General features: G+C 72.0%; 21 protein-coding genes and 2 pseudogenes. 9 read left to right on the forward strand and 14 right to left on the reverse strand.

Annotation, left to right across the window (positions count from 1 at the left end; genetic code table 11):
• Positions 1–2: 2 nt before the first annotated feature.
• The 3 genes from QTQ03_RS17450 (at position 3) to QTQ03_RS17460 (ending at position 4,964) form a co-directional block, all read left to right on the forward strand.
• Positions 3–1,604, forward strand: a complete 1,602-nt coding sequence (locus QTQ03_RS17450; protein ID WP_289278988.1) for an acyl-CoA carboxylase subunit beta — start codon at positions 3–5, stop codon at positions 1,602–1,604.
• A 127-nt stretch (positions 1,605–1,731) separates the two neighbouring features.
• Positions 1,732–3,777: an ATP-binding protein gene (locus QTQ03_RS17455; RefSeq protein WP_289278989.1), complete on the forward strand. Its 2,046-nt coding sequence runs from the start codon at positions 1,732–1,734 to the stop codon at positions 3,775–3,777.
• Positions 3,774–4,964, forward strand: a complete 1,191-nt coding sequence (locus QTQ03_RS17460) for an acyl-CoA dehydrogenase family protein (protein ID WP_289278990.1) — start codon at positions 3,774–3,776, stop codon at positions 4,962–4,964. Before QTQ03_RS17455 ends, QTQ03_RS17460 begins: the two co-directional genes overlap by 4 nt.
• Positions 4,965–4,977: 13 nt before the next feature.
• Here the strand turns inward: QTQ03_RS17460 and QTQ03_RS17465 are convergent, their stop codons facing one another.
• Together QTQ03_RS17465 and QTQ03_RS17470 are read right to left on the reverse strand one after the other, a co-directional pair.
• The gene (locus QTQ03_RS17465; RefSeq protein ID WP_289278991.1) at positions 4,978–5,082 is read right to left on the reverse strand and encodes a DUF397 domain-containing protein; all 105 of its coding nucleotides are present in this window, start codon (positions 5,080–5,082) and stop codon (positions 4,978–4,980) included.
• Positions 5,066–5,140 (reverse strand): annotated as a pseudogene (locus tag QTQ03_RS17470) (hypothetical protein); the annotation flags it as partial. The pseudogene QTQ03_RS17470 and the gene QTQ03_RS17465, both read right to left, overlap by 17 nt.
• Before the next feature lie 2 nt (positions 5,141–5,142).
• On the opposite strand from QTQ03_RS17470, the pseudogene QTQ03_RS30705 reads away from it, so the two are divergent.
• A pseudogene (locus QTQ03_RS30705) lies at positions 5,143–5,327 on the forward strand (hypothetical protein); the annotation flags it as partial.
• Between the two features lie 40 nt (positions 5,328–5,367).
• On the opposite strand, the gene QTQ03_RS17475 reads toward QTQ03_RS30705, so the two are convergent.
• The 3 genes from QTQ03_RS17475 to QTQ03_RS17485 form a co-directional block, all read right to left on the reverse strand.
• Complete coding sequence (locus QTQ03_RS17475) at positions 5,368–6,567, reverse strand: hypothetical protein (RefSeq protein ID WP_289278992.1); 1,200 nt, start codon at positions 6,565–6,567, stop codon at positions 5,368–5,370.
• Positions 6,564–7,505 carry a transporter substrate-binding domain-containing protein gene (locus QTQ03_RS17480; protein ID WP_289278993.1) on the reverse strand — a complete coding sequence of 314 codons (942 nt, stop codon included), beginning with the start codon at positions 7,503–7,505 and terminating at the stop codon, positions 6,564–6,566. The genes QTQ03_RS17475 and QTQ03_RS17480 overlap by 4 nt, the downstream gene beginning before the upstream one ends.
• Before the next feature lie 122 nt (positions 7,506–7,627).
• Positions 7,628–9,421: an alpha/beta hydrolase gene (locus tag QTQ03_RS17485; RefSeq protein WP_289278994.1), complete on the reverse strand. Its 1,794-nt coding sequence runs from the start codon at positions 9,419–9,421 to the stop codon at positions 7,628–7,630.
• Between the two features lie 221 nt (positions 9,422–9,642).
• On the opposite strand from QTQ03_RS17485, the gene QTQ03_RS17490 reads away from it, so the two are divergent.
• Entirely contained in the window at positions 9,643–9,978 is a 336-nt protein-coding gene (locus QTQ03_RS17490; RefSeq protein WP_289278995.1) for a hypothetical protein, read from the forward strand.
• On the opposite strand, the gene QTQ03_RS17495 is transcribed toward QTQ03_RS17490, so the two are convergent.
• From QTQ03_RS17495 to QTQ03_RS17525, 7 genes are all read right to left on the reverse strand, one after another.
• Positions 9,955–11,412, reverse strand: coding sequence for a serine/threonine-protein kinase (locus tag QTQ03_RS17495; RefSeq protein WP_289280875.1), 1,458 nt, complete (start codon positions 11,410–11,412; stop codon positions 9,955–9,957). The two genes, QTQ03_RS17490 and QTQ03_RS17495, sit on opposite strands and share 24 nt — an antisense overlap.
• A gap of 60 nt (positions 11,413–11,472) precedes the next feature.
• Entirely contained in the window at positions 11,473–11,967 is a 495-nt protein-coding gene (locus QTQ03_RS17500; RefSeq protein ID WP_289278996.1) for a hypothetical protein, read from the reverse strand.
• A 157-nt stretch (positions 11,968–12,124) separates the two neighbouring features.
• On the reverse strand, positions 12,125–15,697 hold the full coding sequence (locus tag QTQ03_RS17505) for an adenylate/guanylate cyclase domain-containing protein (protein ID WP_289278997.1): 3,573 nt from the start codon (positions 15,695–15,697) through the stop codon (positions 12,125–12,127).
• The gene (locus QTQ03_RS17510; RefSeq protein WP_289278998.1) at positions 15,694–16,545 is read right to left on the reverse strand and encodes an MBL fold metallo-hydrolase; all 852 of its coding nucleotides are present in this window, start codon (positions 16,543–16,545) and stop codon (positions 15,694–15,696) included. The genes QTQ03_RS17505 and QTQ03_RS17510 overlap by 4 nt, the downstream gene beginning before the upstream one ends.
• A gap of 117 nt (positions 16,546–16,662) precedes the next feature.
• Entirely contained in the window at positions 16,663–17,124 is a 462-nt protein-coding gene (locus QTQ03_RS17515; RefSeq protein ID WP_289278999.1) for a RidA family protein, read from the reverse strand.
• A complete protein-coding gene (sp36, locus tag QTQ03_RS17520) occupies positions 17,121–17,276 on the reverse strand; it encodes a Sp36 family protein (protein ID WP_012184767.1) in 156 nt (51 codons plus the stop codon). Before sp36 ends, QTQ03_RS17515 begins: the two co-directional genes overlap by 4 nt.
• Before the next feature lie 47 nt (positions 17,277–17,323).
• Positions 17,324–17,794: a hypothetical protein gene (locus tag QTQ03_RS17525; protein ID WP_289279000.1), complete on the reverse strand. Its 471-nt coding sequence runs from the start codon at positions 17,792–17,794 to the stop codon at positions 17,324–17,326.
• 340 nt (positions 17,795–18,134) lie between these two features.
• On the opposite strand from QTQ03_RS17525, the gene QTQ03_RS17530 reads away from it, so the two are divergent.
• Genes QTQ03_RS17530 through bagB form a run of 3 tightly spaced genes read left to right on the forward strand, consistent with a single transcriptional unit; the run spans position 18,135 to position 20,947 of the window.
• Positions 18,135–18,737, forward strand: coding sequence for an Rv0361 family membrane protein (locus QTQ03_RS17530; RefSeq protein WP_289279001.1), 603 nt, complete (start codon positions 18,135–18,137; stop codon positions 18,735–18,737).
• Between the two features lie 26 nt (positions 18,738–18,763).
• Positions 18,764–19,741 carry an ATPase BagA gene (bagA, locus tag QTQ03_RS17535; protein ID WP_289279002.1) on the forward strand — a complete coding sequence of 326 codons (978 nt, stop codon included), beginning with the start codon at positions 18,764–18,766 and terminating at the stop codon, positions 19,739–19,741.
• 54 nt (positions 19,742–19,795) lie between these two features.
• Positions 19,796–20,947, forward strand: coding sequence for an ArsA family ATPase (bagB, locus tag QTQ03_RS17540; protein ID WP_289279003.1), 1,152 nt, complete (start codon positions 19,796–19,798; stop codon positions 20,945–20,947).
• A 40-nt stretch (positions 20,948–20,987) separates the two neighbouring features.
• On the opposite strand, the gene QTQ03_RS17545 is transcribed toward bagB, so the two are convergent.
• Complete coding sequence (locus tag QTQ03_RS17545) at positions 20,988–21,308, reverse strand: WhiB family transcriptional regulator (RefSeq protein WP_289279004.1); 321 nt, start codon at positions 21,306–21,308, stop codon at positions 20,988–20,990.
• A gap of 404 nt (positions 21,309–21,712) precedes the next feature.
• On the opposite strand from QTQ03_RS17545, the gene QTQ03_RS17550 reads away from it, so the two are divergent.
• On the forward strand, positions 21,713–24,175 hold the full coding sequence (locus QTQ03_RS17550; RefSeq protein WP_289279005.1) for a penicillin-binding protein: 2,463 nt from the start codon (positions 21,713–21,715) through the stop codon (positions 24,173–24,175).
• Between the two features lie 69 nt (positions 24,176–24,244).
• Here QTQ03_RS17550 and QTQ03_RS17555 read toward each other — a convergent pair whose 3' ends face one another.
• A complete protein-coding gene (locus tag QTQ03_RS17555; RefSeq protein WP_289279006.1) occupies positions 24,245–24,700 on the reverse strand; it encodes a GatB/YqeY domain-containing protein in 456 nt (151 codons plus the stop codon).
• Positions 24,701–24,709: the final 9 nt, after the last annotated feature.

Below are 24,709 nucleotides of genomic sequence, written 5' to 3' on the forward strand. Positions count from 1 at the left end.
CCGTGACCATACTCGACACCGCGATCGACCCTGTGGCGCCGGCGTTTCGGGTCAACCGCGAGGCCCTGCTGGAACGCCTCGCCGAACTGGACGCCGCGCTCGACCAGGCCCGAGCCGGCGGCGGCGAGAAGTACGTGGCCCGGCACCACAAGCGCGGCAGGCTGCTCCCCCGGGAGCGCGTCGAGCTGCTGCTCGACCAGGACAGCCCGTTTCTCGAGCTGTCGCCGGTGGCCGCGTTCGGCACGGACTTCCCGGTCGGCGCCAGCACGGTCACCGGCATCGGCGTGGTCGAGGGCGTCGAGTGCCTGGTGATCGCGAGCGACCCGACGGTCCGCGGCGGCGCGGTCAACTCGTGGTCGCTCGCCAAGACCCGGCGGGCCGGCGAGATCGCCCTGGCGAACCGGCTGCCGATGGTGAACCTGGTCGAGTCGGCCGGCGCGGACCTGCCCACCCAGGCGGAGATCTTTATCCCCGGCGGGCGGGTGTTCCGGGACTTGACCCGGCTCTCCGCCGCGAAGATCCCGACGGTCAGCGTGGTCTTCGGCAACGCCACCGCCGGGGGCGCCTATGTGCCGGGAATGTCCGACCACGTGATCATGGTCCGGGAGCAGTCGCAGGTCTACCTGGCCGGGCCGCCGCTGGTGAAGATGGCCACCGGCGAGGACGCCGACGACGAGTCGTTGGGCGGCGCGGCGATGCACGCCAACACGTCCGGCTTGGCCGACCACCTGGCGGAGGACGAGCGGGACGGCATCCGGTTGGCCCGGCAGTGCATTCGCCGGCTCAACTGGCGCAAGGAAGGCCCGCTGCCACGTACCGCCGCTCCCCAGCCGCCGAAGTACGACCCGGAGGAGTTGCTGGGCATCGCCAGCGCCGACCTGAAGGTGCCGTTCGACCCGCGCGAGATCCTCGCGAGGGTGTTGGACGGCAGCGAGTTCGACGAGTTCAAGCCGACCTACGGCACCGCGCTGGTGACCGGCTGGGGTGAACTGCACGGCTACCCGGTCGGCGTCCTCGCGAATGCCCGGGGCGTGCTGTTCAGCGCGGAGGCGCAGAAGGCGGCCCAGTTCATCCAGCTCGCCAACGCCGCCGACATCCCGCTGGTCTTCTTGCAGAACACCACCGGCTACATGGTCGGCACGGAGTACGAGCAGCGCGGCATCATCAAACACGGCGCACTGATGATCAATGCGGTGTCGAACTCGACCGTGCCACACCTGACGGTCAATGTGGGCGCGTCGTACGGCGCCGGCAACTACGGCATGTGTGGGCGGGCCTACGAGCCGAGGTTCCTTTTCACGTGGCCGAACGCCAAGTCCGCGGTGATGGGACCAGCGCAGCTCGCCGGGGTGCTGTCCATCGTGGCCCGGCAGGCCGCCGCCGCGAAGGGCCGGGATTACGACGAGGAGTCCGACGCGGCGATGCGGACGATGGTCGAGCAGCAGATCGAGTCCCAGTCCGGGGCGCTCTTCCTCTCGGGCCGCCTCTACGACGACGGTGTGATCGACCCCCGGGACACCCGCACCATCCTCGGGCTCTGTTTGTCGGCGATCCACAACGGACCGGTGAAGGGCGCCGACGGCTTCGGCGTCTTCCGGATGTGACCCGTGAGCGCGAGGAACGCAGCGCAGCGGAGTCCCGCAGCCGCGAACGAAAGGCAGACACCGTGAGCGCGAGGAACGCAGCGCAGCGGAGTCCCGCAGCCGCGAACGGAAGGAGGGCTCAGTTCGGATGATTCGCAGACTGCTGGTTGCCAACCGGGGCGAGATCGCCCGCCGGATCTTCGCCACCTGCCGGACGCTCGGGATCGAGACGGTCGCCGTGCACTCGGCAGCGGACGCCGACGCGCCCTTCGTCGCGGAGGCCGACCAGGCCGTCTGGCTGCCCGGGAACACGCCGGCCGAGACGTACCTCCGGGTCGACCTGATCCTGGGCGCGGCCCGCCGGGCCGGCGCGGACACCGTGCATCCGGGCTACGGTTTCCTCGCCGAGAACGCCGACTTCGCCACGGCGGTCACTGACGCCGGTCTGACCTGGATCGGACCGCCGCCGAAGGCGATCGCCGCGATGGGCGACAAGATGGCCGCGAAGGCGCTGCTCGCCGAGGCGGGCGTGCCGATGCTCCCCACCTGGACCGACGCCGACCAGGTCAGCGGCTTCCCAGTGCTGGTGAAGGCGTCCGCCGGGGGCGGCGGGCGCGGCATGCGCGTGGTCCGCGACGCCGAGGGGCTCGCCGAGGCCATCGCCAGCGCGCGCCGCGAGGCGGCGGCGGCGTTCGGCGACGGCACGGTCTTCGTCGAGCGGTACGTCGAACGCGGCCGGCACGTCGAGGTTCAGATCTTCGGCGACGGCTACGGGACGGTGGTGGCCCTTGGTGCGCGGGACTGCTCCATCCAGCGCCGTCACCAGAAGATCGTCGAGGAGGCACCTGGTGTCCTCCCGGCCGGGGTGCGGCAGCGGCTGCACGAGGCGGCGGTGGCCGCCGGTGGGGCGGTCGACTACGTCGGCGCGGGGACGGTCGAGTTCCTGCTCGCTCCGGACGGGGAAGTCTACTTCCTGGAGATGAACACCCGCCTCCAGGTCGAGCACCCGGTCACCGACCTGACTACGGGGCTGGACCTGGTCCGGCTGCAGTTACTGGTCGCCGAGGGTGAGCCGCTGCCGCTGACCGCGACCCCGCCGACCGAAGGCCACGCGATCGAGGTGCGTCTCTGCGCCGAGGTCCCCGGCCAGGGGTACCGACCGGCGACGGGCACGCTGCACCGATTCGGGGTTCCTGGTGTGGCCGCCGAGTTCGGGCCGTTGGCCGGGCCGGGCCTGCGGCTGGACTCGGGCGTGGTCGACGGCTCGGTGGTGAGCGTCCACTACGACTCGATGCTCGCGAAGGTGATCGCCTGGGCGCCGACCCGCACCGAGGCGGCTCGTGCCCTGGCCGGCGCGCTGGCTCGGGCCGAGTTGCACGGCGTGCCGACCAACCGGGATCTGCTGGTCCGCATCCTGCGCAGCCCGGAGTTCGCCGCGGTCGACGTCGACACCGGCTTCCTGGATCGGCACCCTGAGGTCTTCGCCCCGCTGCTGCCGGCCGAGGAGGTTCCCATGGTCGCGCTGGCGGCAGCCCTCGCGGCGGCCGCCGGTCGCCGCGAGGCGGCTCCGGTGCTGGCCGGGCTGCCGTCGGGCTGGCGCAACGTCCCCGCCTTTCCACAGGTCACCCACTTCACCGGCCCAAACGGCGAGGAGATCAAGGTCCGCTACCGCCTGAACCGCACGGGGGACCTTGCCGAGTGGTCGGCGTCGGCAGGCGGAGCGACACAGGTCACCATCGGCTCCGCCGGCGCCCCGACCGCCGAGGGCGGAACCGCCGATGTGATGCCAGCAGTCGCTCTCGTCGAGGCCAGACGGGAGCGGGTCGTGCTCGACGTGGCCGGGGTACGGCGGGCGTACCGCGTGCACCGGGTGGGGTCGCAGGTCTTCGTGGACGGCCCGGACGGCGCGGCGACCCTGGCCGAGCTGCCGCGTTTCCCCCTGCCCACCGCGGAGTTGGCCGCGGGGTCTCTGCTCGCGCCGCTGCCTGGCGCGGTGGCCCGGGTGCACGTCGAGGTCGGCCAGCGGGTCGCCGCCGGTGACCTGCTGCTGACTCTGGAAGCGATGAAGCTGGAACACCCTGTGCTCGCTCCAACCGGCGGCCTGGTCGCCGAGCTGCCGGTCCCCGCCGGCGGCCAGGTCGACACCGGCGCCGTGCTGGCCGTTGTCAATTCCCTCGAGGAGGCATCGTCATGAACTTCGACCCCACCCCTGAGCAGGACCAGCTCCGCGACGCGGTCCGGGCGTTGGGCAAGCGGTACGGCCACCGATACTTCGTGGAGCAGGCCAGGGCCGGCGAGCACACCACCGAGCTGTGGAACGAGGCCGGCCGGCTGGGCTACCTCGGCGTGAACATCCCCACCGAGTACGGCGGCGGGGGCGGCGGCATCACCGACCTGACCATCGTCTGCGAGGAGTTGGCTGCGGCTGGCTGCCCGCTGCTGCTGCTCGTGGTCTCCCCCGCCATCGCCGCCACGGTCATCAACCGGCACGGCACCGACGAACAGCGCAAGCGCCATCTGCCTGGCCTCGCCGACGGCTCGCAGAAGATCGCCTTCGCGATCACCGAGCCGGAGGCCGGGTCGAATTTCCACCGCCTCGGCACGGTGGCCCGCCGCGACGGTGACGACTGGGTGCTCTCCGGCCGCAAGTGCTACATCTCCGGGGTCGACGAGGCCGGTCACGTGCTGGTGGTGGCCCGCGTCGCCGTCGGTGACGGCGGTGCCGGCTCGGCGGACGCGGCGCCAGAGAGGCTGAAGCCGGCGCTGTTCGTCGTGCCGACCGACGCGGCCGGGCTGACCTGGTCCAAGCTGGACATGGAGATCCTGTCCCCGGAGAGCCAGTTCCTGCTCTACCTGGACGACGTCCGGGTGCCCGGGGACGCGCTGGTCGGCGGGTCCCTGGACGCCGGTCTGCCGGCGCTCTTCTCCGGGCTGAACCCGGAGCGAATCATGATCGCCGCGCTGGGCGCCGGCACCGGCCGGTACGCCATCGAGCGGGCCTCGGAGTACACGGCGAGCCGAAAGGTGTGGGGTGGGCGGTCGATCGGCTCCCACCAGGGGGTGTCGCATCCGCTGGCCCACGCGGCGGTGCAGGTCGAGCTGGCCCGGCTGATGATCCAGAAGGCGGCGGTGCTCTACGACGCCGGCCGCGACCTGGAGGCCGGCGTCGCCGGCAACATGGCGAAGTACGCGGCCGCCGAGGCCGCCGCGCTCGCCGTCGACACCGCCGTGCAGGTACACGGCGGGGCCGGCATGACCACGGAGTACGGGGTGGCGACGCTGCTCGGTGCGGTAAGGGCGGGACGGATCGCCCCGGTCAGCCGGGAGATGATCCTCAACTTCGTCGCCCAGCACGTCCTAGGCCAGGACAAGTCGTACTGAGACAAGTCACGGCTCAGGTGGCGAACTGCCCGTTCTTGTCGGCGTCGATGGCATAGCCCCACCCACCGGGGTCGAAGGACAACAGCGGCTCCTGCTGGTCCTTGCTGTCGCGAACCATGACGGCCTCGGTAAACGCACGTGGCGTAAGCATCGGTCTGGAGCAGGCCCGGGATCAGTTGTGCCTCGTACTTGCGGAGACGGCTCGCGGCGGTTTCGTATCGACCGAGCGGCCAGCCCCAGTTCGTGACTCCGCTGTTGTTCCGCCTGACCCGGGTCCTCGACTGGGCTACCTACGACGGCTGGATCTGGCTGGACGGCTACCAGCTCAATGTCAAGGGTGACGCCGTCGCCCGCCGGACGATCCTCTCGGCGCCGCCTGCCGCTGAACTTCGCGTATGGGAGTTCAGCGGCAGGCGGCGTCGATCCGGTGTACCGGGCGTACCCGCCGACCCAATCCCTCCAGCAACGAGTCCTCCACGTGGAAGTCGTGGACTCGCAGCCGGTGCCGGGGCAGCTCCTCTTCCGTTGGGCAGAGCACCTGCCCGCGTACCTGGTCGACCGGGACGTAGCGAACCCCGCCGCGCTCCTGAAGGATCACCATGTTGACGTCGTCGGTGGTCACCACGTGCCCCCGGATGTTCTCGGTGGCCCCGGCCGCCGCCCCGACCGTGGTGACGGTCAGTGGCAGCACCGGCGTGCTGATCACCGGTAGCGCCACCCAGACCAACATGGCCAGCACGGCGACCTGGGTGACCGTAGCCAGCGGCCGGATCACCATCCCGGGCAGCGGCCCGGCGATGGCGAGCGCGAGCAGCGGTGCCACGACCAGCAGCACGATCGCCAGCGCCTCTTCCTGCCGCCACGCGTCGCGCAGCGTCGGCACGAGCAGCCACAGGTAAGCGGCGAACACCGCCACGACGATCATGACCCGCACGGCGGCGCGCTCGTACAGCCGTCCCGGCCACAGTTGGAAGGCCGCCGCGAGGGCGGGCACGAGGAGCGGCAGGTACAGCAGCGGCCAGGTGACCAGGGCCATCAGGAAGCTCCCGGCCACGAACCAGGCCGGGGTGACCTCCGTCCAGCGGGCGAAGAGCGGCCGGCGCCGCCCCGGCGGCAGGTTCCGCACACTTGCGGCGAGCACCGCGCCGAGCGCGAAGACCGCGACCAGCGCGGTGGAGAGCAGCCGGGCGGTCGTGGTGAGGAAGCCGGCCAGCAGGTTGATCGGCCCGACGTTGGCGACCAGCAGCAGGGTGGTCTGCAACTCGCCGCCGGCCTCCACCCCGAGCCGGAGCACCGAGAAGATCGTCGGTACGCCGACCACGGCCGTCCAGAACGACTGGCTGGCCCGTGCGCGACGCTCGACCTGCTCCCAGCCGGCCTCACCGCCCGCCATGGCCAAGGCCGGCGAGTGGCCCGTGGCGGGCACCGGCGTTGCCGGTGACGACGGCGCGGGCTGCGCCGGCAGCGTCGCCGGCACGGGTGGGCGCGGCACGGGCGGCGGCGCGGAAGCCGCCGCGCCACCCGCGTCCCGGTCACCGGGGGCGGTGGCCCTCGCGCCACCCGTGGCCGGGGCACCGGGGCCGGCCTCCGACGCCCGGCTCATCGCCGGGGCGCCTTGTCGTCGAAGTCCACCAGCTCCGGCACGTCGAGCGGCTGCGGCTGCCGCTTCTCGCCGCGCAGCCACGGCCCCAGCGTCCGGTTGTACGCGGTCTGCCACGGGCTGATCTGCCCATCGCGCCCCTGCTGGTAGCTCTTGTCGAGGAAGTACGCCACCAGGTCCCGCAGCGCCGGGTCACCGATCGGCACGCCGACGCCGAGCAGTTCGCTGGTGCCGAACGGCATGTCGACGATCTCGAACTCGGTCGGATAGCGGGCCAGGAAGCCGGCGAGGATCGTCTCGTCGGAGCTGACCGCGTCGTACTTGCCGGCCCGGATTCCTTCGACGCAGTCCCAGACGTCCTTCACCACCAGGGTGCGGACCTGGTGCTTCTCCAGCTCCGCCTCGGTGGTGGAGCCGCCGCTGGTGCAGATCTTGTACTTCGGGTTCCGCAGGTCCTCGATGGTGCGGATGCCGTCGGTGTGCCGGGCCGGGACCAGCACCTCCTGGGTGGTGACGAAGTACGGCCCGGCGAAGTTGACCTGCTTCTTCCGCTCCTCGGTGATGGAGAAGCTGGACACCACGAGGTCGACCACGCCACCCTGGAGCGCGGGGATCCGATCCTCGGTGGACACGTTCACGAACTCGATCCGCTGCTCCCCCTCGTAGCCGAGGGAGGCGGCGATGTAGCGGGCGATCTCGACGTCGAAACCCATGTGCGCGCCGTTGCGCACCTCACCCATCAGCGGTTCGTCGTTCGCCACCCCGATCCGCAGGACGGGTTGACCCCAGATGTGGGACTCGCGGAGCTTCTCCCGCACCGAGGGCCGGTCCGGCTCCTGCTGGCTGTCGCAGCCGGCGGCCGCGGCGAGGACCAGGGTCATCGTGACGGCCGCCGTGGTGGCGATCGAGCGGAACCGTGATCCGGCGGTGTGTTCGCGCATGAATGACCTCGCTACGCGGCGGAACCTACGGGAGACCGACGGTAGCCGCCGTCGTCGAGCCGCCACCATCTACCGGAGCCGGGGTGCGGGGAGCGCCCGATCGCCCGCCGCACCCCGGGTCCTCAGCGGACGGTCAGCGTGCCGACCGCGGGCAGCGGTGCCACCACCGGCGGGAGCCGCTTGGGCGCGCCCCGCCCGGGAGCCGCGCTGCGGGCGTTCTCCGCCACCTCCGCCCGCTCGGTCGCCACCGGAGCGTCGGGCAGCGGCGCGAACGGCTGCACGTCACCCTTGCAGACCGTGCCCCTCGCCGGCAGCGTTCCCCGGAGCAGGTACGTGTCGATTGCGCCGGTGGCGCACGCCGACGTCCCGTACGCGGTGTGGCCCCAGCTGTCGCTGCTGAGCAGGCGGCTGTTCGGCAGCAGCTTCGCCGCGCCGACCGCACCCTGGTAGTTGGTAGCCGGATCCCAGTAGTTGCCGACGACCAGCACCGGGGCGCTGGTCCGCCGGGTGAACGGCCCGGTGAACCGGTCCTCGTCGCGTACCGTCCAGGTCTTCCGGGCACACGGCGCGGAAATCCAGGTCCAGAGCCGGCCGAAGTACGGGTCGCGCTGGTCGGCCCGCGCCGCCCGCGCCCGCCACGAACCGGCGTCCTTCGGGTGGTTCGCGTCGGTGCAGTCGACGCCGAGGAAGGTCTCCAAGCCGTTGTCGTACGGGAAGTCGAACGTGCGTTGCTGGCGTGCCCGCGCGGCGAGCCGGACCACGCCGGCGCGGGCCTCGGTGCGGGCCGCCGGGCTCGCGGCCGGGTCGGTCAGTACCAGCAGTTCGGCGGTGATGCCGACGACCTGCTCGTACCCGAACGGGCTGTACATCGCGCCCAGGGTGGCCGATACGAAATCCGCGTAGGTGACCCGGAAGTCGCCGAAATCCGGATCCTCGATCAGCAGCGGGTTGGCCCGCAGCCGCCGGGCCACCAGTTCGTACGAGGCGGCCGGGTCGCCGCCGGCCAGCACGCACTGCTCCTTGCCCGCCGCCGCGCACCGCGCCAGGATTTCGCGCAGCGCCTTGGACGCGCCCTGGGCACTGCGCATCCGGTCCTCCTGGGCCACGGTGCGCGTCCGGCCCTGGCCGACCCACGCGGTCGGGTCCACCACACCGTCGATCACCAACGCGCGGACTCGGCCGGGGAACATGTTGGCGTAGTACTGGCCGAGGACGCTGCCGTAGCTGAATCCGAGGTAGTTGAGCTTCCGGTCGCCCACTGCCCGGCGCAGCACGTCCATGTCGCGGGCGACCTGCGCGGTGGACATCGCACCGCTGAGCGGCTTGCCGGTGGTGGAGCAGCCCCTGCCGACCGCCTTCACGGAGGTGACGTAGGCCTGTTCCTCCGCCTTCGTCCAGGGAAAGGCGACGTTGAGCCCGGCGTAAGCCCGGGTCTGCTCCTTCACCGAGCCGAAGCAGCGGATCTGCTCGCTGGCGTTGACGCCACGTGGATCCACCCCGATCACGTCGAAGCGGTCGAGCACCTCGTCACCGAGGAAGTACGGTGCCGCGAGCGCGATGCCGGTGCCGGAGCCACCGGGGCCACCGGGGTTGATGAAGAGGCTGCCGACCCGGTTCTGCTGGTCGCGGGCCTTGACCCGGAGGACGGCGATCTCGGTCGTCGCGCCCTTCGGCCGGTCGTAGTCCAGCGGCAGCTCGACCGTGGCGCACTCGGCGTATTCGTAGCACTGGTACCAGTCGAGTTTCGGCGTGGGGACGCGGTCGACCCGACGCGCCTCGGTGCGACTGGTGCGGTCGGAGGTGGCTGGTCGGTCTCGGTCGGCCTGGGTGGGGGCCGCTGTCGCGGGCACGGCAGCCAGTCCGCTGAGGAGAATGCCGGTGACCGCGGCGGCGAGGGACCGATGTCGTCGTGGCATGTGGATGCCTTCCAGTGGGCGACGGGGGACATGTCGAGGTGTCGCTCGACCCCGCCACTCTAAATATCGTAGGCAATGAATGTCGCTCCGGCAGAGCCGCATTTCGGATAACAAACCCGACGATGTAACGGAAATGTCGCGATCGACGTTGTTTTTGTTCATTCCGGCGGCGATCCGGCACCACAGGTTGACAGCCGGGCTGCGGTGGACATCCTGGACAGGTGACAGTACGCAGGCCCTACGCACGGACGATCGCGCTCGTCGCCGGCGCGGCGGCGGTCGCGCTGCTGGTGACCCTGCTCGTGCTACGCCGGCAGGACCTCCTCGCGGTCGTGCTCGCACTGCTCTGCATCCTGGCGGCGGCCATCTCGGGGGTCGCCGTGGCGGCCGTCCGCGACGGTCGGCAACCGCCCACGACCCCCGCCTCGCCACCGGCCGACGGCCTCTACGGCGTCGACGCCGACACGCTGGAGACCCTCGACCACCGGGACGCGGTGCGCGCGATGCGGGACCGCCGCCGGGGCCGGCCGCTGTCAGCCGACGGTGAAGGTAGGTGACGCGAGCGCGTCCAGGCCACGACCGGCCAGGCAGCGGTACGTCCGGTCGGCGACCTCCGGCGGCAGCACCTCCAGGTTCCACCCGTCGACGGATGTGACGCCGCTGGTCAGCCGGAAGGTGGTCAGGTTGCAGACGCGACGCACCGTCGGATCGGCGCTGACCTCGTCGTAGCCGGCTCCGAGCAAGGCGTCGGGCAGTTCGCCCTCGGCGTAGCTCTCCCAGGTGTGCTCGCCGGCACAGGGCACCCTCGCCGCGCGGGCCCGGGCGCCGCGCACCTCCAGCGGCCCGAAACACTCCAGCTCGTCGCCGCAGTGCGCGCCGTCAGGCAACTCCGCCGCCTGAGCGCAGGCGGGCCGCGGGCCGCTGTCGGCCGCGAGGTCGGCGGTCGGCGAGGCAACGGGCGCGAACATTCCGCCGGCCAGCCAGGCGCCGGCGCCGGCTGCGGCGGCGAGCGCGACCGCCCCGGCCCCGCCGAGGAACCAGCGGCGTCGCCGCCGGCCGGCGGCGGGCACGGTGGGATGCTGGTCCTCGGCCGGCGGGCGGGGCGCGGGCCGGGCCGACCGGCCGACCACGTACGGCCCGGACGGCGCGCCGCCGCCGGCGTCGTCCGGGAGTCCGCCGTGACCGGGTACGACGCCGCCGAGCGGAAGGCCAGCCAGCAGGTTCCGCAGCTCAGCCGCGGACGGCCGGGCACCCGGGTCGTTGGACATGCCGGCGCGGAGGATGTCGATCATCTCCTCGGGGACGCCCGGCAGACCCTGAATCGGCTGGTGGAACATCTCCAGCACGGTGACCAGGCTCGGGTTGCGCTCGGAGCGCCAGCGGGGCGGCCGGCCGTGCATCACCGCGTAGAGGGTGGCACAGAGCGCGTACACGTCCACGGCCGGCGACGGCGGGCTGTGGTTGAACATCTCCGGCGGCGCGTACGCCGGGGTGAGCACCTCCAAGGCGACCGAAGCGTCCCGCATCTCGGCCACGACGGCCAGCCCGAAGTCGGCCAGCACCGCCGGGTTGAAGTGCGAATGGAGAATGTTGGCCGGTTTGACGTCGCGGTGCAGCACGCCGGCCGCGTGCGAGTGGGCGATCGCGTCGGCGATCTTCATCCCGAGGTCGCGGGTCTCCAGCGGGCCGAGCGGGGAGGTCCGCATCCGCTCGGCGTACGACCCGTCGCACAGTTCCATGATCAAGTATGGGTGTTGGTCGACCGTGACCCCGACGTCGAACAAGTCGACCACATGAGGGTGCGATGACATCCGGCCGGCGGCGCGCGCTTCCCGGAGGAACCGCGCCTGGTCCCGCTCACTGTCCAGCGTACGGTTCTCGACCTTGAGCGCCACCTCGCGCCCCACCGAGATCTGGGTGGCCTTGTAGACCGTCGCGTAACCACCTCGGGCGAACACCCGTAAATCAGTCAGCCCGGGCACGATGGGCATCGGCAGAGCGCCGGGCGGGGTGTCGGTCACAGCTCGAAAATACCGAATCCGGTGGGCAGCTCAGCGAACCGCGTCCGCGGCGGACGGTGAATCGCCCTGCTCGTCGGGCACGGTGGCGGACCCCTCGGGCACGGCTGCGGACTCGTCCGACGATCCTGCGCGGCGCGTATCCCACCAGAGGCCGGCGGCGGTGGCGAGCGCACCCAGGCCTTCCCAGGCGGCCACACCGAAGAACCGGCCCGGCGCGACGTCGGCCAGCACCGCGATGGTGAACACGGTGCAGGTGACCAGCCGGAACCAGACGGTGAACCGGTAGAAGGGCCGCCACTCGGTGGCGGTGGCGAGCAGGTAGTAGACCCCCATGTTGAACGAGGCCATCGAGGACGCGGTCAGGAAGGTGCCGGTGTAGTCACCGGGTGCCCGGGAGGCGGGCACCTCGAAGCCGAGCAGCCGCAGCAGGAACTCCGGCCAGATCAGCCCGAGCGCGCCCATGACCAGCGCGAGCGCGCCGAAGACCGCGATCGTCCAGCCTGCGGCGGAACGCGGCAGCTTCATCGGACCCTCCCCAGCCCGTGCGGTCACTCCCCCTGGACCGCATCCGACCCCCACACGTTAGCGACCACCGCCGCCCCCCACATCACCGAAACCGCCAATCCTGCCCCACTCCGGCCCACCGCGGGCTCCGGCGGCGCTCCCACCGCACCCACTGAACTCAACCCGACGTGAGGCGGGCGAGCAGGGCGTCGGCGGCACGGCGTTCGCTGCGCTGCCCGGTGGCGTACGCCAGGCGTACCGCCTCCTCGGCGCTGGCCCGCGCCTCGGCCAACCGGCCGGCGGCGGCGAGCGCCTCGGCCAGCACGCCGGCCGCGACCACCTGGCTGCGGACATCCTCCGCCGGGACGGTGACGGCCCGCCGCGCCCAGTCCAACGCCTGCTCCCACTGGCCGTGCGCGAGTAGGGCGGACCCGTACCGGGCCATCGTCTGGCACCGGGAGAACAGCAGTGTCGGGGCATTGAACGCGGCGGTGGCCACCGGGGCGAGCAGCCCGACCGCGGTCGCCGAGTCACCGGCGGCCAGCCGCGCGGTGGCCAGCAGCACCCGGGGCGCCGCCTGGGCGGGGGCCTGCGGGTTGTGCGGCTCGACGGCGGTCAGCACCGCTCGGGCGTCCCGCTCGGCGAGATCGAAGTCACCCATGTCCAACGCCACGAACCCGCGCAGCGTGCCGGCCATGCCGGTGAGCAGCGGATGCGAGGTACGCCCGGCATACCCCAGGGCGTCGGTGAGGAGGTCGGCGGCGTGCTCCGGCTCGCCCAGGCCACGCGCGATGACACCCCGCACCACCAGCGCGAAGCCGCGCCCCCAGTCGTCGGAGACAGCGGCGAAGTCCCGGTACGCCCGCCGGGCCGCCCGGTCCGCCTCGGCCAGGTCGCCCAGCTCGGCGGTGGCGAACGCCTCCACCGCGCGTAGCGTGCCCACCGCCCACTCCTCACCGACCCGCTCGCCGAAGGGCAGAAACACCCGCGCCATCCGGCAGGCCTCCCGCAGCCTGCCGGCGAGCAGCCGGGCGAACGCGGTCGTGCCGCGCAACCAGGCCCGCCCGTACGGGTCCTTCAACTCGGCGAAGAGCCGAGCGGCCCGGCCCAGCACCGCGTCGGTGCCGGCGAAGTCGCCCCGGGTGGTGGTGACCCAGGCCAGGTTCTGCAACGACCAGGCCTGCCCCCGGCGGTCCTGCACCGTCAGGCTGACCTGGTACGACGCGGCGAGCCGACTGCTCGCCTGGCCAAGCCGCCCGGCGATGAAGTCAGCCATACCGAGACGGCGCATCGCCGAGGCGCGCAGCGCCGGCAACCCCTGCGCGGTGGCCACCTGCAACGCCTCCTGCCAGCAGGTCACCGCCCGGCCCTGGTCGCCCATCGTCTGGTGGGCCTGGCCGGCGAGGAGCAGGGAGCCGGCCCGGGTGGCCGCCTCGTCACCGGCGTTGGCGGCGATCTTCTCGGCGAAGGCGAGCGCGTCGGTCGGCCGGCCGACCTGGAGCAACGCCCGCGCGTGCACCACCCGGTCGGCCGCCGGCACAGCACCCCGCGCCAGCTCGGCGGCGCGTTCGGCGTACTCCACGGCCAGCGCCGGCTCCCCGGCGTTCAGCGACCGTCGGGCGGCGCGGCCCAGCGCGGCGACGCCCAGCGTGATCACCACCCGCGCCGACGCGTCCGGGCGCAGGCCCACCGCGTCGGCCAACACCGTCGCCCGCTCGACGTGTTCGGCCACGAAGTCGTCCCGGGCCGCCTCGGTGAAACCGCCTGGCGCGGGCGCCCCGGCCGGTGGGTCGGTGGCGGCCCACCGGGCGAGCGCCGCGTGCCGTTCGGCCAGTTCGGCCTTGCTCACCCCGGCGTACGCCGCCTCCCGCATCAGCGGGGTGGCGAACGCGTAGCCGACGCGGGTGCGATGCAGCATCCGTCGTTGCAGCAGCTCCTCGACCGCGCGCTCCAGCTCGACGGCGACGACGGCCGCCGGCCGACCGTCCCTTCCGGTCCGCTGTTCGCGCAGCGCCTCCAGGGTGCCCGCCGGCACGTCATCCCCGACCACCGCCGCGTCCCGCAACACCGAGCGGGCGTCGGGCGGCAGCGCATCGATCCGCGCGGCGAGCACGGCGGCGAGATCCCGGGAGAGTAACCGGCTACCGAGTGAGCCCGGTGCGAGCCGCCAGCCGCTGCCGACACCGACGGTCAGCGCACCACGCTCCATCAGCAGCGTGACCAGCTCGGCGAGGTAGAACGGATTACCCAACGCGGTGGCCAGCAGCCGGTCGGTGTCGGCCTGCGGCAGCCGGCCACCACCGAGGTAGCTGGTGAGCAGCCGGGCCGCGTCCGCACCACGCAGCGGCGGCAGCGCGTGGACCTCGGCGTCGGCGACCAAGGTCAGGGCACCCGCGGTGCGGACCAACTCGGGGCGGCCGAGCAGCAACACCAACGCCGGCCCGGTGAGCCGGGACAGGCTCACGCCGAGCGCTCGGATCGTCTCGGTGGTGGCGTTGTGCAGGTCGTCGACGACGACCACCAGGGGTGCCTCACCGGCGAGGGCGCTGAGCAGGTCGGCGACCGCGTTCGGGATCGCGTCGACGTCGGCTGCCTGGGCGGCGGGGCTCCACTCGCCCTGGTCGGTGGGGACGCCGCTGGGCAGCTCCGCATACCCGAGGAGGGCCAGCAGATGCTCGGTGGCGATCGGGGCGAGCCCGCCTCCGACCCGGCCCAACCGCTGACCGAGCCGACGCAGCCGCTCCTCGACGGCTGGCCGGGTCAGCGCGGTGGCCGCGTCGGTGGGCAGGCCGACGGCGGCCCGGACCAGGTCGGCCAGCGGCCCGAGCCGACGCCGCTCGCCGAACGCCGCGCACCGGATCGAGAGCACCCGGGCGCCGGTGTGCGCCGCGAACCGCCCGGCGCCCACCTCGTAGCCGGCGGCGAGGCGTTCCACCTCGGCGGCGAAGCGGGACTTGCCGATCCCCGCTTCGGCGGTCATCAACAGCACCCGGGGCTCACCGCGGTCCACCACCTCGGCGAGCCGGCCGGCCGCCCGCCCGATCTCGGTCTCCCGGCCGACGAAGGGCGCCTCGTCGCCGAGACCGGACCGGGTGCCCGGAGCGTCCAGCAGGCCCAGCAGCTCGTACGCCTCGACCGGCTCGCGCTTGCCCTTCAGGCGCAACGGGCGCAGCGCCCGCCAGGACGCGACGTGCCGGGTGGCGGCAGCGGTCCGCGCGCCGGCGTAGACCGCACCGACGGCGGCGGCGTCGGCCAGCCGGGCGGCGGTGTTGACGGTGTCGCCGATGACCGTGTACTCGATGGCCGCCTGGATGCCGGCGATCACGTCTCCGGTGTTCAGGCCGACCCGCAGGCCGAGCGGCGCGCCGCCGCCCCGCTCGTCGTCGAGCACCCGGCGGACCGCCCGCTGCATGGACAGCGCGGCGCGCACGGCCCGTTCGGCATCGTCCTCGTGGGCCACGGGCGCGCCGAAGACCGCCATGATCCCATCGCCGGTCAGCTTGTCCACGTGCCCGCCGAAGGTCTTGACCGCGCCGGCCAGCGCCGCGAGCACCCGGTCGGTGACCGCGCCGACCCGCTCCGGGTCGAGGTCCTCCGACCAGGAGGTGAAGTCGGACAGGTCACCGAAGAGCACGGTGACCACCCGGCGCTCGGTGGCCGGAAGGGTCGCCGCGGCCGGCAGCGCGGCACCACAGTTGTGGCAGAACCGCGCCCCGGGGACGGCGACGGTTCCACACACCGAGCAGGTCACGTCTGCTCCAACCCCAGGTCGGCACCGCCGGATTCCCGGCCCAGGTCGGCACCGCCGGATTCCCGGCCCAGGTACTCCAACTGCGCCCGGACCGACCACTCCGCCGCCCACCACAACGAGCGGTCCACGTCCGCGTAGACGACCGCGACGACCTCGGTGGCGGTATTGGCGCCAGCGTCGAGCGCGGCCCGCACCTGGTCCAGCCGGGCCCGCCGGTGGGCTAGGTAGAACTCCGCCGCGGCACCGCAGTCGGCCAACGCCGGGCCGTGCCCGGGCAGGGCCGGGATCCCGACGTACGTCGAGAGCAGTTCCAGGCTGGCCAGGTAGTCCCCGAGGTGCCCGTCCGGGTGGGCGACGACGGTGGTGCCACGGCCCAGAATGGTGTCGCCGGTGAGGACGACCTGCTCACCGGCGTAGCTGGCGAGGACGCAAACGGAGTCACTCGTGTGCCCGGGCGTCGGAACAAGCCGCAGCTCGATGCCGGGGATGGTGGGCGACGCGCCGGCGCCGACCGGCTCCGCGGCAATGGTGTGCGCCGCGTCGACGGCACGGACCGGCACCCCGCCGAGCAGGTCGTGCAGCCGCGTCGATCCGTCCGTGTGGTCCGGATGGCCATGGGTGATCAACACCAGCCCGACCGGCCGGTGCGCGGCGATCGCGGCGAGGTGCCCCTCGTCGGCCGGCCCCGGGTCGACCACGACAGCTGGCTCGCCGGGGACGGCCCGCAACACCCAGGTGTTCGTGCCGTCGAGCGTCATCGGCCCCGGGTTGGGCGCCCGCAGCAGCGTGACCCATCCCGGCAGTTCGTCCGCGAGAGCCGCCGCCGGTGCCGTGAAGTGCCCGCTCATGGCTGAGATCGTACGACCCCGAGCGCCACCCTCCGCGATCTTGCGCTGCTGACCCCCGCTTCATACCTATACAGGACCTGTGTCCGGACGAAACGCAAGATCGCGGAGGGCAGGAGACTAGGCGGAGACCTCGACGATCACCTCGACCTCGACCGGGGCGTCGAGCGGGAGCTCGGCCACGCCCACCGCGCTGCGGGCATGGCGGCCGGCTTCACCGAAGACGGCGCCGAACAAGTCAGACGCGCCGTTGATGACGGTGGGTTGGCCGGTGAATCCGGGGGCGCTGGCGACGAACCCGGTCAGCTTGACGACCTTGACGACGTTCTCCAGACCCACCAGCGAGTCGATCGCGGCGAGCGCGTTGAGCGCGCACCGCCGTGCCAAGTCCTTGGCCTGGTCGGCGGAGACACCGGCGCCGACCTTGCCGCTCGCCAGCAGCTTGCCCTCGGCCATCGGTAGCTGGCCGGAGACGTAGACGTGCTGACCGGACTGCACCGCCGGCACGTAACTGGCCACCGGGGGCACCACGTCGGGCAGCTCGTGCCCCAGCTCGGCGAGCTTCGCGTGCGGCCCGGTCATGCCTTCGCCCGCTTCAGGTAGGCGACGAGCTGCTCCGGGTTCGGGCCGGGAACCACGGACACCAGTTCCCAGCCGTCCTCGCCCCAGTTGTCGAGGATCTGCTTGGTCGCGTGGACCAGCAGCGGGACCGTGGCATATTCCCACTTCTGCATCGCTGGAAGGCTCTCTTTCCTGGAGTGCGGCTCTTTCCAGGCACAGCCTACGGTCCGGTCGCCGACCGGGTCACAGGACGCTGCTCCGGAGCCGCCGGCACGTCGCCGCACGGGCCGCCGTGATCGTACGGCTGGGGGCAGCGGGACCGGTCGGGCAGCGGGAGGTCGCAGAACACGCGATGCCGGTTGTTCTGGTCATCGGCGGTGGAGACGGTGGTCTCCCCCGCGTCGACCTCGCCGAGGAAGCTCAGCGAGGTCGCGATCGTGCCCGCCATGGCGGTGGCCACGGCCAGGTCGGCGACCCGGATCGGCAGGTGCACCACGTACCCCGGCCCGTCCTCGTCCCGCGGCCGGTCCGCGGTCTGGGCGAGGACGCGCACGACGTCGAAGGGCTCGGCGAACCGCCGGTACGACCGCTCGTTGATGGGCAGCCCGCCACCCTCGCCGCCACCCGGCCCAACCGGCCGCCGGGCCGCCGGTGGGAAGTCGATCCGAGGGGTGTTCTCCACGTCGCGCATACCCTGCCTCCGGCCGTCCTACCTGGTCGATTCCTCACCTGCCGGTCCGGCCCCGCCCTGGCCGGAGTCCCGCATCGGTGAAAGGTAGGACGGACCCAGGGTCCCACCAATAAGACGCGCGGGCATGGACCATGACAAGTCACATATGTGACAGCCCCCCGGCAGGAAAGCTGATCGCGGCCGCCAGACGGAGCCCGTCCCGTCCGCAGGTGACCCGGCCACGGGACCGGCTCCGCGCGGCGCCGCCGGACCGGCCGCTACCCTTCCCGTCGAAACGGGCGGGCCATCGCGACCACGCCGACGGTCCGCCCAGTCGGCGCCAGTCCCAGCCGGGGGAACGATGACCCAACCACACAGCGGCGGTCCGACCGGATCACCGACCAGTCAGCCGGACACCCCGGCCGAGTCGATCGCGGCCATCCCCTCGGTTCCGCGCCAGGTCCAGTCGGCGACCTCGTCGCCGGCCGTCGGGTCGCCGCACCAGAACGCGGGGGCGCCCCGGCGCAAGCGGGGCGCACTGGTCGCGTCGGTGGCGCTGGCAGTGATCCTGGTCTTGGGCGCCAGCGGCGGCGTCGTGGCGTTCCTGACCCTGCGTACCGCCGAGAACGGTACGGGCGCACAGGAGCCGACGGCGGCGGTCGAGGCGTTCCTCACCGCCGTCTACCGGGATCGCGACGCCGACCGCGCGGCCGCCCTGGTGTGCTCCGCCGCGCGGGACGACGAAAAGATCGTGGCCAAGGTCGCCGAGGTGGAGAAGTATGCCGCCAATTACCGGAATCCGCGTTTCCGGTGGAGCACGCCCCGAATCGACAACCAGACCGGCGACCGGGCGACGGTCACCACCAAGGTGACCATGACCACCGCGGACGAGAAGATCGCCGACCTGCCGCTGCGCTTCACCGTGATCAGGAAGTCGGGTTGGTGGGTCTGCGAGGTCGGCTGATCGCCCGACCTGGTTAGGCTCGACGGGTGGGAGCAGCGAGCGGACAGGACGAGCCGGCCGGCGCGCAGTGGCCGGGTCGCCTCCACGTGGTGACCGGCAAGGGCGGCACCGGCAAGACGAGCGTGGCTGCGGCGCTGGCCCTGGCGCTGGCCGCTGGCGGCCAGCGCACACTGCTGGTCGAGGTCGAGGGGCGCCAGGGCATCGCCCAGCTCTTCGGTGCCGACCCGTTCCCGTACGCCGAGCGGCACCTGACCGACGCCCCCGACGGCGGCGAGGTGCGGGTCCTCGCGGTGGACGCGGAGGAGGCCCTGCTCGAATACCTGGACATGTTCTACAAGCTGGGCGGGGCTGGTCGGGCGCTGCGCAAGCTCGGCGCCATCGACTTCGCCACCACCATCGCCCCCGGCCTGCGCGATGTGCTGCTCACCGGCAAGGTCAAGGAGGCCACCACCCGCACCCTCGGCCAGCGGCGGGCGTACGACGCGGTGGTGCTGGACGCACCGCCCACCGGGCGGATCGGCCGCTTCCTGAACGTGACCGCCGAGACCGCTCGGCTCGCCCGGGTCGGCCCGATCAAGACCCAGAGCGAGGGCGTCGCCACGCTGCTGCGGTCACCGACGACCGCCGTGCACGTGGTGACGCTGCTGGAGGAGATGCCGGTCCAGGAGACGGTCGACGCGATCGCCGAGCTGACCTCGCTCGGCTTCCCGGTCGGGCGGGTGATCGTCAATGCCGCCCGGCCACCGCTGCCGGTCGGGCAGGCGGTCACCGCGGCCGAGCTGGCCCGTGGGCTGCGCGCCGCCGGGCTGTCCGCCGACGAGCGGACCGTCACCGGGCTGACCGCGGAGGCGCGCGACCAGGTCGTCCGACGCGAGCTGGAGGACTCGCTGCGGACCGACCTGGTGGAGCTGGGGCGCCCCCTGGTCGAGCTGCCGCTGTTGCCCGACGGGGTGGACCGGGCCGGGCTGGACCGGCTGGCCGAGGCGCTCGTCCGGGCGGATTGACTCACACCGCCCGTCGGGGCGGACGCACGGCATGAGCCGGCCCGATACGCTCGATTGGTGCCTTCCGACAACGTGGCGCCGCCGCTGGACGTCGACCGGATCCTCGCCGATCCGGGCGTACGGATCGTGGTCTGCTGCGGAGCGGGCGGGGTGGGCAAGACGACCACCGCCGCCGCGCTCGCGCTGCGGGCCGCGGAGGAGCACGGCCGACGTGCGGTCGTGCTCACCATCGATCCGGCCCGCCGGCTGGCCCAGTCGCTCGGGCTGACCGAGCTGGACAACACCCCGCGCCAGGTCAAGGGGATCGACGTGGAGGCCAGCGGCGGCGAGTTGCACGCCATGATGCTCGACATGAAGCGCACCTTCGACGACGTGGTGCTCCAGCACACCGATCCGGCGAAGGCGGCGGAGATCTTCGCCAACCCGTTCTACGCGGCCATGAGTTCCACCTTCGCCGGCACGCAGGAGTACATGGCGATGGAGAAGCTCGGGCAGCTGCACGCGCGGGGCGAGTGGGACCTGATCGTGGTGGACACCCCGCCGTCCCGCTCGGCACTGGACTTCCTCGACGCGCCGGCCCGGCTCTCCCGCTTCCTGGACGGGCGGATGCTGCGGCTGTTGCTCGCGCCGGCGCGTACCGGCGGCCGGAGCATGTTCACCTTCGTCACCGCCGGCTTCGGGATGTTCTCGAGGGTCGTGCAGCGGGTGCTGGGCGCCCAACTGCTGACCGACCTGTCCGGCTTCGTCGCGGCACTCGACTCGATGTTCGGCGGCTTCCGGCAGCGGGCGGAGCAGACGTACCGCATCCTGCAGGCCCGAGAGACGGCGTTTCTGCTGGTCGCGGCGCCGGAGCCGGACGCCGTCCGGGAGGCCGCGTATTTCGCGGGGCGGTTACGGGAGGAGCAGATGCCGCTGGCCGGCTTGGTGCTCAACCGGGTCCACCGGCCGGCCGTGGCGGAACTCGACGCGGCCGAGAGCCTGGCCGCCGCCGAGCGACTGGCCGGGATGGGCGGCCACGAGGGCACCGTCGAGGTGCTGCGAGCCCACGCCGCACTGGCCCAGTTGGCGGTACGCGAGCAGCGGGTGGCCGCGCGGTTCACCGAGGCATTCCCGACCGTGCCCGCGGTTTCGGTCAGCGCACAACCCGCCGACGTGCACGACGTCGACGGGCTGCGGACGATCGGTGCGGCGATCAGCCGCGGGTGACCGGGCCGGTCGAGGCGCCGGCCAACGGACGCCGGCTGGCTCAGCCGACGGTTGCGGCCAGGACCTTGTCCTTGTCGGCCTTCTCCTTGGCGTTCTTTCGCATCGCGGCCTCGAACATCTTTCGCCAGCTCGTGACCTGCGGGTGGCGGCGCAGCAGGGCCCGGCGTTCGCGTTCGGTCATGCCACCCCACACCCCGAACTCGATCCGGTTGTCCAGCGCGTCGGCCAGGCATTCGTAGCGGACTGGGCAGCTTCGGCAGATCCGCTTCGCCACGTTCTGTTCGGCGCCCTGTACGAACAACGCGTCCGGGTCCCCGTTCTGACATGCCGCCAGCGACGGCCAGTCAGTGATCATGCCCATCTGTACACGTCCCCCCTTGCAGTAACTACCGACCCCTTCGCGGACCAGCCGGCAATTCCCCCCGGTCGCCCGGCCGGCCTTCCCCAAGGCCGCGCGGACGACATGTGGCACTGTCGCCACCCCCATCATGCTCTGTAGTTGGATGATTACGCAACGTTGTCGGCGAAATCCATCATTCTGGACACTCCCGGCTTCCCGGACTCTCGGCCGCCGGGTTACCCCGCCCAGGAACGCGAAAACGCTGCGCACCCTCCCCGCACGGAGGAGACTCGGGCCGGGGTCCACGCAACCTCACACCAGGGACCGTGCGTTTAGCACAACGAGGTCGACGCGCGCAGGAAATGGGGAAAAGACGCCCGCGCGCCCCTCGATGCCTGTTCGCGTACCCTGTCGAGGTGACCTGGATGCGGAAACGTGACCACAATGTGCTGACCAACGCCGCATCGCTGCTCATCTGTGGCCTGCTGGCCGGCGTGGTGGTCGCTGCGGCGGCCTTCCCCGCAGTGGCGATGTCCGGCCTGGCCGCGAAGGCCGGCGCCGAGACCTTCGGCGCACTGCCCAACGAGTTGACGGTTTCCCGCGCACCGCAGAAGAGCTACCTCTACGCGTCGGACGGCAAGACCGCGCTGGCGACCATGTACGACGAGAACCGCCGCGACGTGAAGCTCAAGGACATTGCGCCGGTCATGCGAAAGGCGATCATCGCCGCCGAGGACCACGACTTCTACGAGCACAACGGGGTCGACCTCAACGGCGTCGCCCGCGCCTTCATCAACAACCGCTCCGGCAACGACCGGCAGGGCGCCTCGACGCTGACCATGCAGTACGTCCGACTCGCCATCGCCTACTCGGCCTCCCACCCGGCGGACGTGGTCGCGGCCACCGAGGACACCAGCGCGCGCAAGCTGCGCGAGATGCGCTACGCGCTCCAGATCGACAAGGAGCTCTCCAAAGACGAGATCCTGGAGCGGTACCTGAACATCGCGGCGTTCGGCAACGGCGCGTACGGCATCCACGCCGCCAGCCAGGTCTACTTCGCCAAGAAGCCGAGCGAGCTCACCATCGATCAGGCGGCGATGCTCGCCGGCCTGGTCAAGGCCCCGAGCGCCTTCAACCCGGCCACGCCCAGCGGCCGTCCGCAGGCGGTGGCCCGGCGCGACTACGTCATCAACAACATGCACGAGATCGGCGCCATCACCAAGGAGGAGGCCGACAAGGCCAAGGCTGTCGAGCTGAAGGTCGTCGGCAAGCGGGCCCCGAACGGCTGCGTCGACGCCGCCAAGAGGGAGTGGGGCTTCTTCTGCGACTACTTCTACCGCTGGTGGATGTCGCAGGAGGCGTTCGGTTCGACCACGTACGACCGGGAGCGGCGGCTGAAGAGCGGCGGCTTCCACATCATCACCACGATGGAACCCCAGGTCCAGAACGCCGCCGATACCGCCGTCCGCAAGAACCTCGGCGTCGACAGCAGGGCCGCCCGGATGGTCGCCGTGGTCGAGCCCGGCAGTGGCCGGGTCCGTGCGCTCTCGGTCAACCGCAACTACAAGCTCGACGACCCGGACAACCCCGCCAACAAGCCGCACAGCGACCCGAAGCGGCGCAAGGAGGGCAAGCGGGGTAACTATCCCAACACGGTGAACCCGCTGCTCAGCGGCGGTGACGGCATCATCGGATATCAGGCCGGCTCGACGTTCAAGATGTTCACCATCGTCGCGGCACTGGAAAAGGACATCCCGCTCGGCTACACGATCAACGCTCCGAAGCAGTTCAGGTCCGACTACGTCATCCGGAGAAACGCCCCCGCGGCCTGCCGGGGCACCCACTTCTACTGCCCGACCAACGCCACCAGCAGCATGGCCGGCATCCACAACATGTGGAGCGCCTTCGGCCGCTCGGTGAACACCTACTTCGTCCCGCTCCAGCAGCAGGTCGGCGCGGAGGACGTGGTCAAGGCCGCCAAGAAGCTCGGCATCACCTTCCGCGCCCAGGAGGACCTCGACCTGGAGAAGGGCGCACACCAGTGGGGCGCCTTCACCCTCGGCGTCTCCCAGACGACACCGCTGGAACTGGCCAACGCGTACGCGACCCTCGCGGCGGACGGCACGTACTGCTCGCCCATCCCGGTGCAGGAGATCCGGGACCCGGAGGGCAGGAAACTCGCCATCGCCAACCCGCGGTGCGAGCAGCGGGTGAGCACCGAGGTGGCCCGTGGGGCGGTGGACGCCGCCCGCTGCCCGGTCGGCGACCGCTCGGCAACCTCGAAGTGCACTGGCGCGACCGCCCGTCAGGTGAAGAGCACCGTGCAGGCCCCGGTGGCCGGCAAGTCCGGCACCACCGACTCGGAAAAGACCGCCTCGCTGGTCGCAATGACCAAGCAGTACGCGGTGGCCGGGATCATGGCCGACCCAGACTGGCCGCAGACGACCCAGAAGATGAAGCACGAAGACAAGAAGGGCATCAACCCGCCGGTATACGAGACGCTGCGGGACGCGATGAAGGGAAAACCGCGGATCGAATTCACCTCACCCGGCAACAAGATTCGCGAGGGGGATCAGCGCTCCATCCCCGGCGTCAAGTGCCAGTCGATCGACACCGCGCGCAGCCGGATCAAGGGCGCCGGCTTCGAACCGGTCGTCTCCACCACCAAGGTTACGTCGAACTGCCCGGCCGGCACGGCCGCCGGCACCAGCCCGGCAGGCCGCACCATCAAGGGCGGTGTCGTGACGATCCAGGTCAGCTCCGGCCCGGCCAGGAACCCGGACACCGGTCAGCCCAGCACCCCGCCGTCCAACCCCGGTACCCCGCCGTCCAACCCCGGCACGCCGCCGACCAACCCCGGCCGCCCGCCGGACCGCCCCGGCGGCTGACGGAGCCCTGATCACCGAACGGGCGGGACCCTGGTGGGGCCCGCCCGTTTCGCGTCCACGGGGAAGAGATCAGCCGGCGACCTGCCGGCGCACCTCGCCGGCGACCCGGCCGCCCTCCGCCCGACCGGCCACCGCCGCCTGGACGGCCCTCATGGCCGGACCCATCTGGGCCCTTCCGGCAAAGCCGCCCGCAGCGAGCGCCCCCGCGACCACCTCGGCCAGTTCCTCGTCGGACAGCTGCTTCGGCAGGTAGCGCTCCAGCACCTCACCCTCGGCGGTTTCCTTCGCGGCCTGCTCTGCGCGCCCGGCCTCGGTGAAGGCCGTCGCGGCCTCCCGACGCTTCTTCGCCTCCCTGGTCAGCACCGCGAGCACCTCGTCGTCGGTGAGCTCGCGCTTGGCCTTACCGGCGACCTCGGCGGTGCCTACCGCCGCGAGCGCCATCCGCAGGGTGGAGGTGGTCAGCTCGTCGCGTGCCTTCAGCGCGGTACGCATGTCCGCGGTCAGACGGTCCTTCAACGTGCTCATGGACGGTCA

The sequence above is a fragment of the Micromonospora sp. WMMA1363 genome (genome assembly GCF_030345795.1).
Lineage (GTDB): Bacteria > Actinomycetota > Actinomycetes > Mycobacteriales > Micromonosporaceae > Micromonospora.

What these genes read in the sequence shown, in the direction of transcription:
- QTQ03_RS17455 (WP_289278989.1), top strand. Translation starts at nt 1,732, where the DNA reads ATGATTCGCAGACTGCTGGTTGCCAACCGGGGCGAGATCGCCCGCCGG.
- QTQ03_RS17460 (WP_289278990.1), top strand. Translation starts at nt 3,774, where the DNA reads ATGAACTTCGACCCCACCCCTGAGCAGGACCAGCTCCGCGACGCGGTC.
- QTQ03_RS17465 (WP_289278991.1), bottom strand. Translation starts at nt 5,082, where the DNA reads ATGGTTCGCGACAGCAAGGACCAGCAGGAGCCGCTGTTGTCCTTCGAC.
- QTQ03_RS17475 (WP_289278992.1), bottom strand. Translation starts at nt 6,567, where the DNA reads ATGAGCCGGGCGTCGGAGGCCGGCCCCGGTGCCCCGGCCACGGGTGGC.
- QTQ03_RS17480 (WP_289278993.1), bottom strand. Translation starts at nt 7,505, where the DNA reads ATGCGCGAACACACCGCCGGATCACGGTTCCGCTCGATCGCCACCACG.
- QTQ03_RS17485 (WP_289278994.1), bottom strand. Translation starts at nt 9,421, where the DNA reads ATGCCACGACGACATCGGTCCCTCGCCGCCGCGGTCACCGGCATTCTC.
- QTQ03_RS17495 (WP_289280875.1), bottom strand. Translation starts at nt 11,412, where the DNA reads ATGCCCATCGTGCCCGGGCTGACTGATTTACGGGTGTTCGCCCGAGGT.
- QTQ03_RS17500 (WP_289278996.1), bottom strand. Translation starts at nt 11,967, where the DNA reads ATGAAGCTGCCGCGTTCCGCCGCAGGCTGGACGATCGCGGTCTTCGGC.
- QTQ03_RS17510 (WP_289278998.1), bottom strand. Translation starts at nt 16,545, where the DNA reads ATGAGCGGGCACTTCACGGCACCGGCGGCGGCTCTCGCGGACGAACTG.
- QTQ03_RS17515 (WP_289278999.1), bottom strand. Translation starts at nt 17,124, where the DNA reads ATGACCGGGCCGCACGCGAAGCTCGCCGAGCTGGGGCACGAGCTGCCC.
- sp36 (WP_012184767.1), bottom strand. Translation starts at nt 17,276, where the DNA reads ATGCAGAAGTGGGAATATGCCACGGTCCCGCTGCTGGTCCACGCGACC.
- QTQ03_RS17525 (WP_289279000.1), bottom strand. Translation starts at nt 17,794, where the DNA reads ATGCGCGACGTGGAGAACACCCCTCGGATCGACTTCCCACCGGCGGCC.
- QTQ03_RS17530 (WP_289279001.1), top strand. Translation starts at nt 18,135, where the DNA reads ATGACCCAACCACACAGCGGCGGTCCGACCGGATCACCGACCAGTCAG.
- QTQ03_RS17545 (WP_289279004.1), bottom strand. Translation starts at nt 21,308, where the DNA reads ATGGGCATGATCACTGACTGGCCGTCGCTGGCGGCATGTCAGAACGGG.
- QTQ03_RS17550 (WP_289279005.1), top strand. Translation starts at nt 21,713, where the DNA reads ATGCGGAAACGTGACCACAATGTGCTGACCAACGCCGCATCGCTGCTC.
- QTQ03_RS17555 (WP_289279006.1), bottom strand. Translation starts at nt 24,700, where the DNA reads ATGAGCACGTTGAAGGACCGTCTGACCGCGGACATGCGTACCGCGCTG.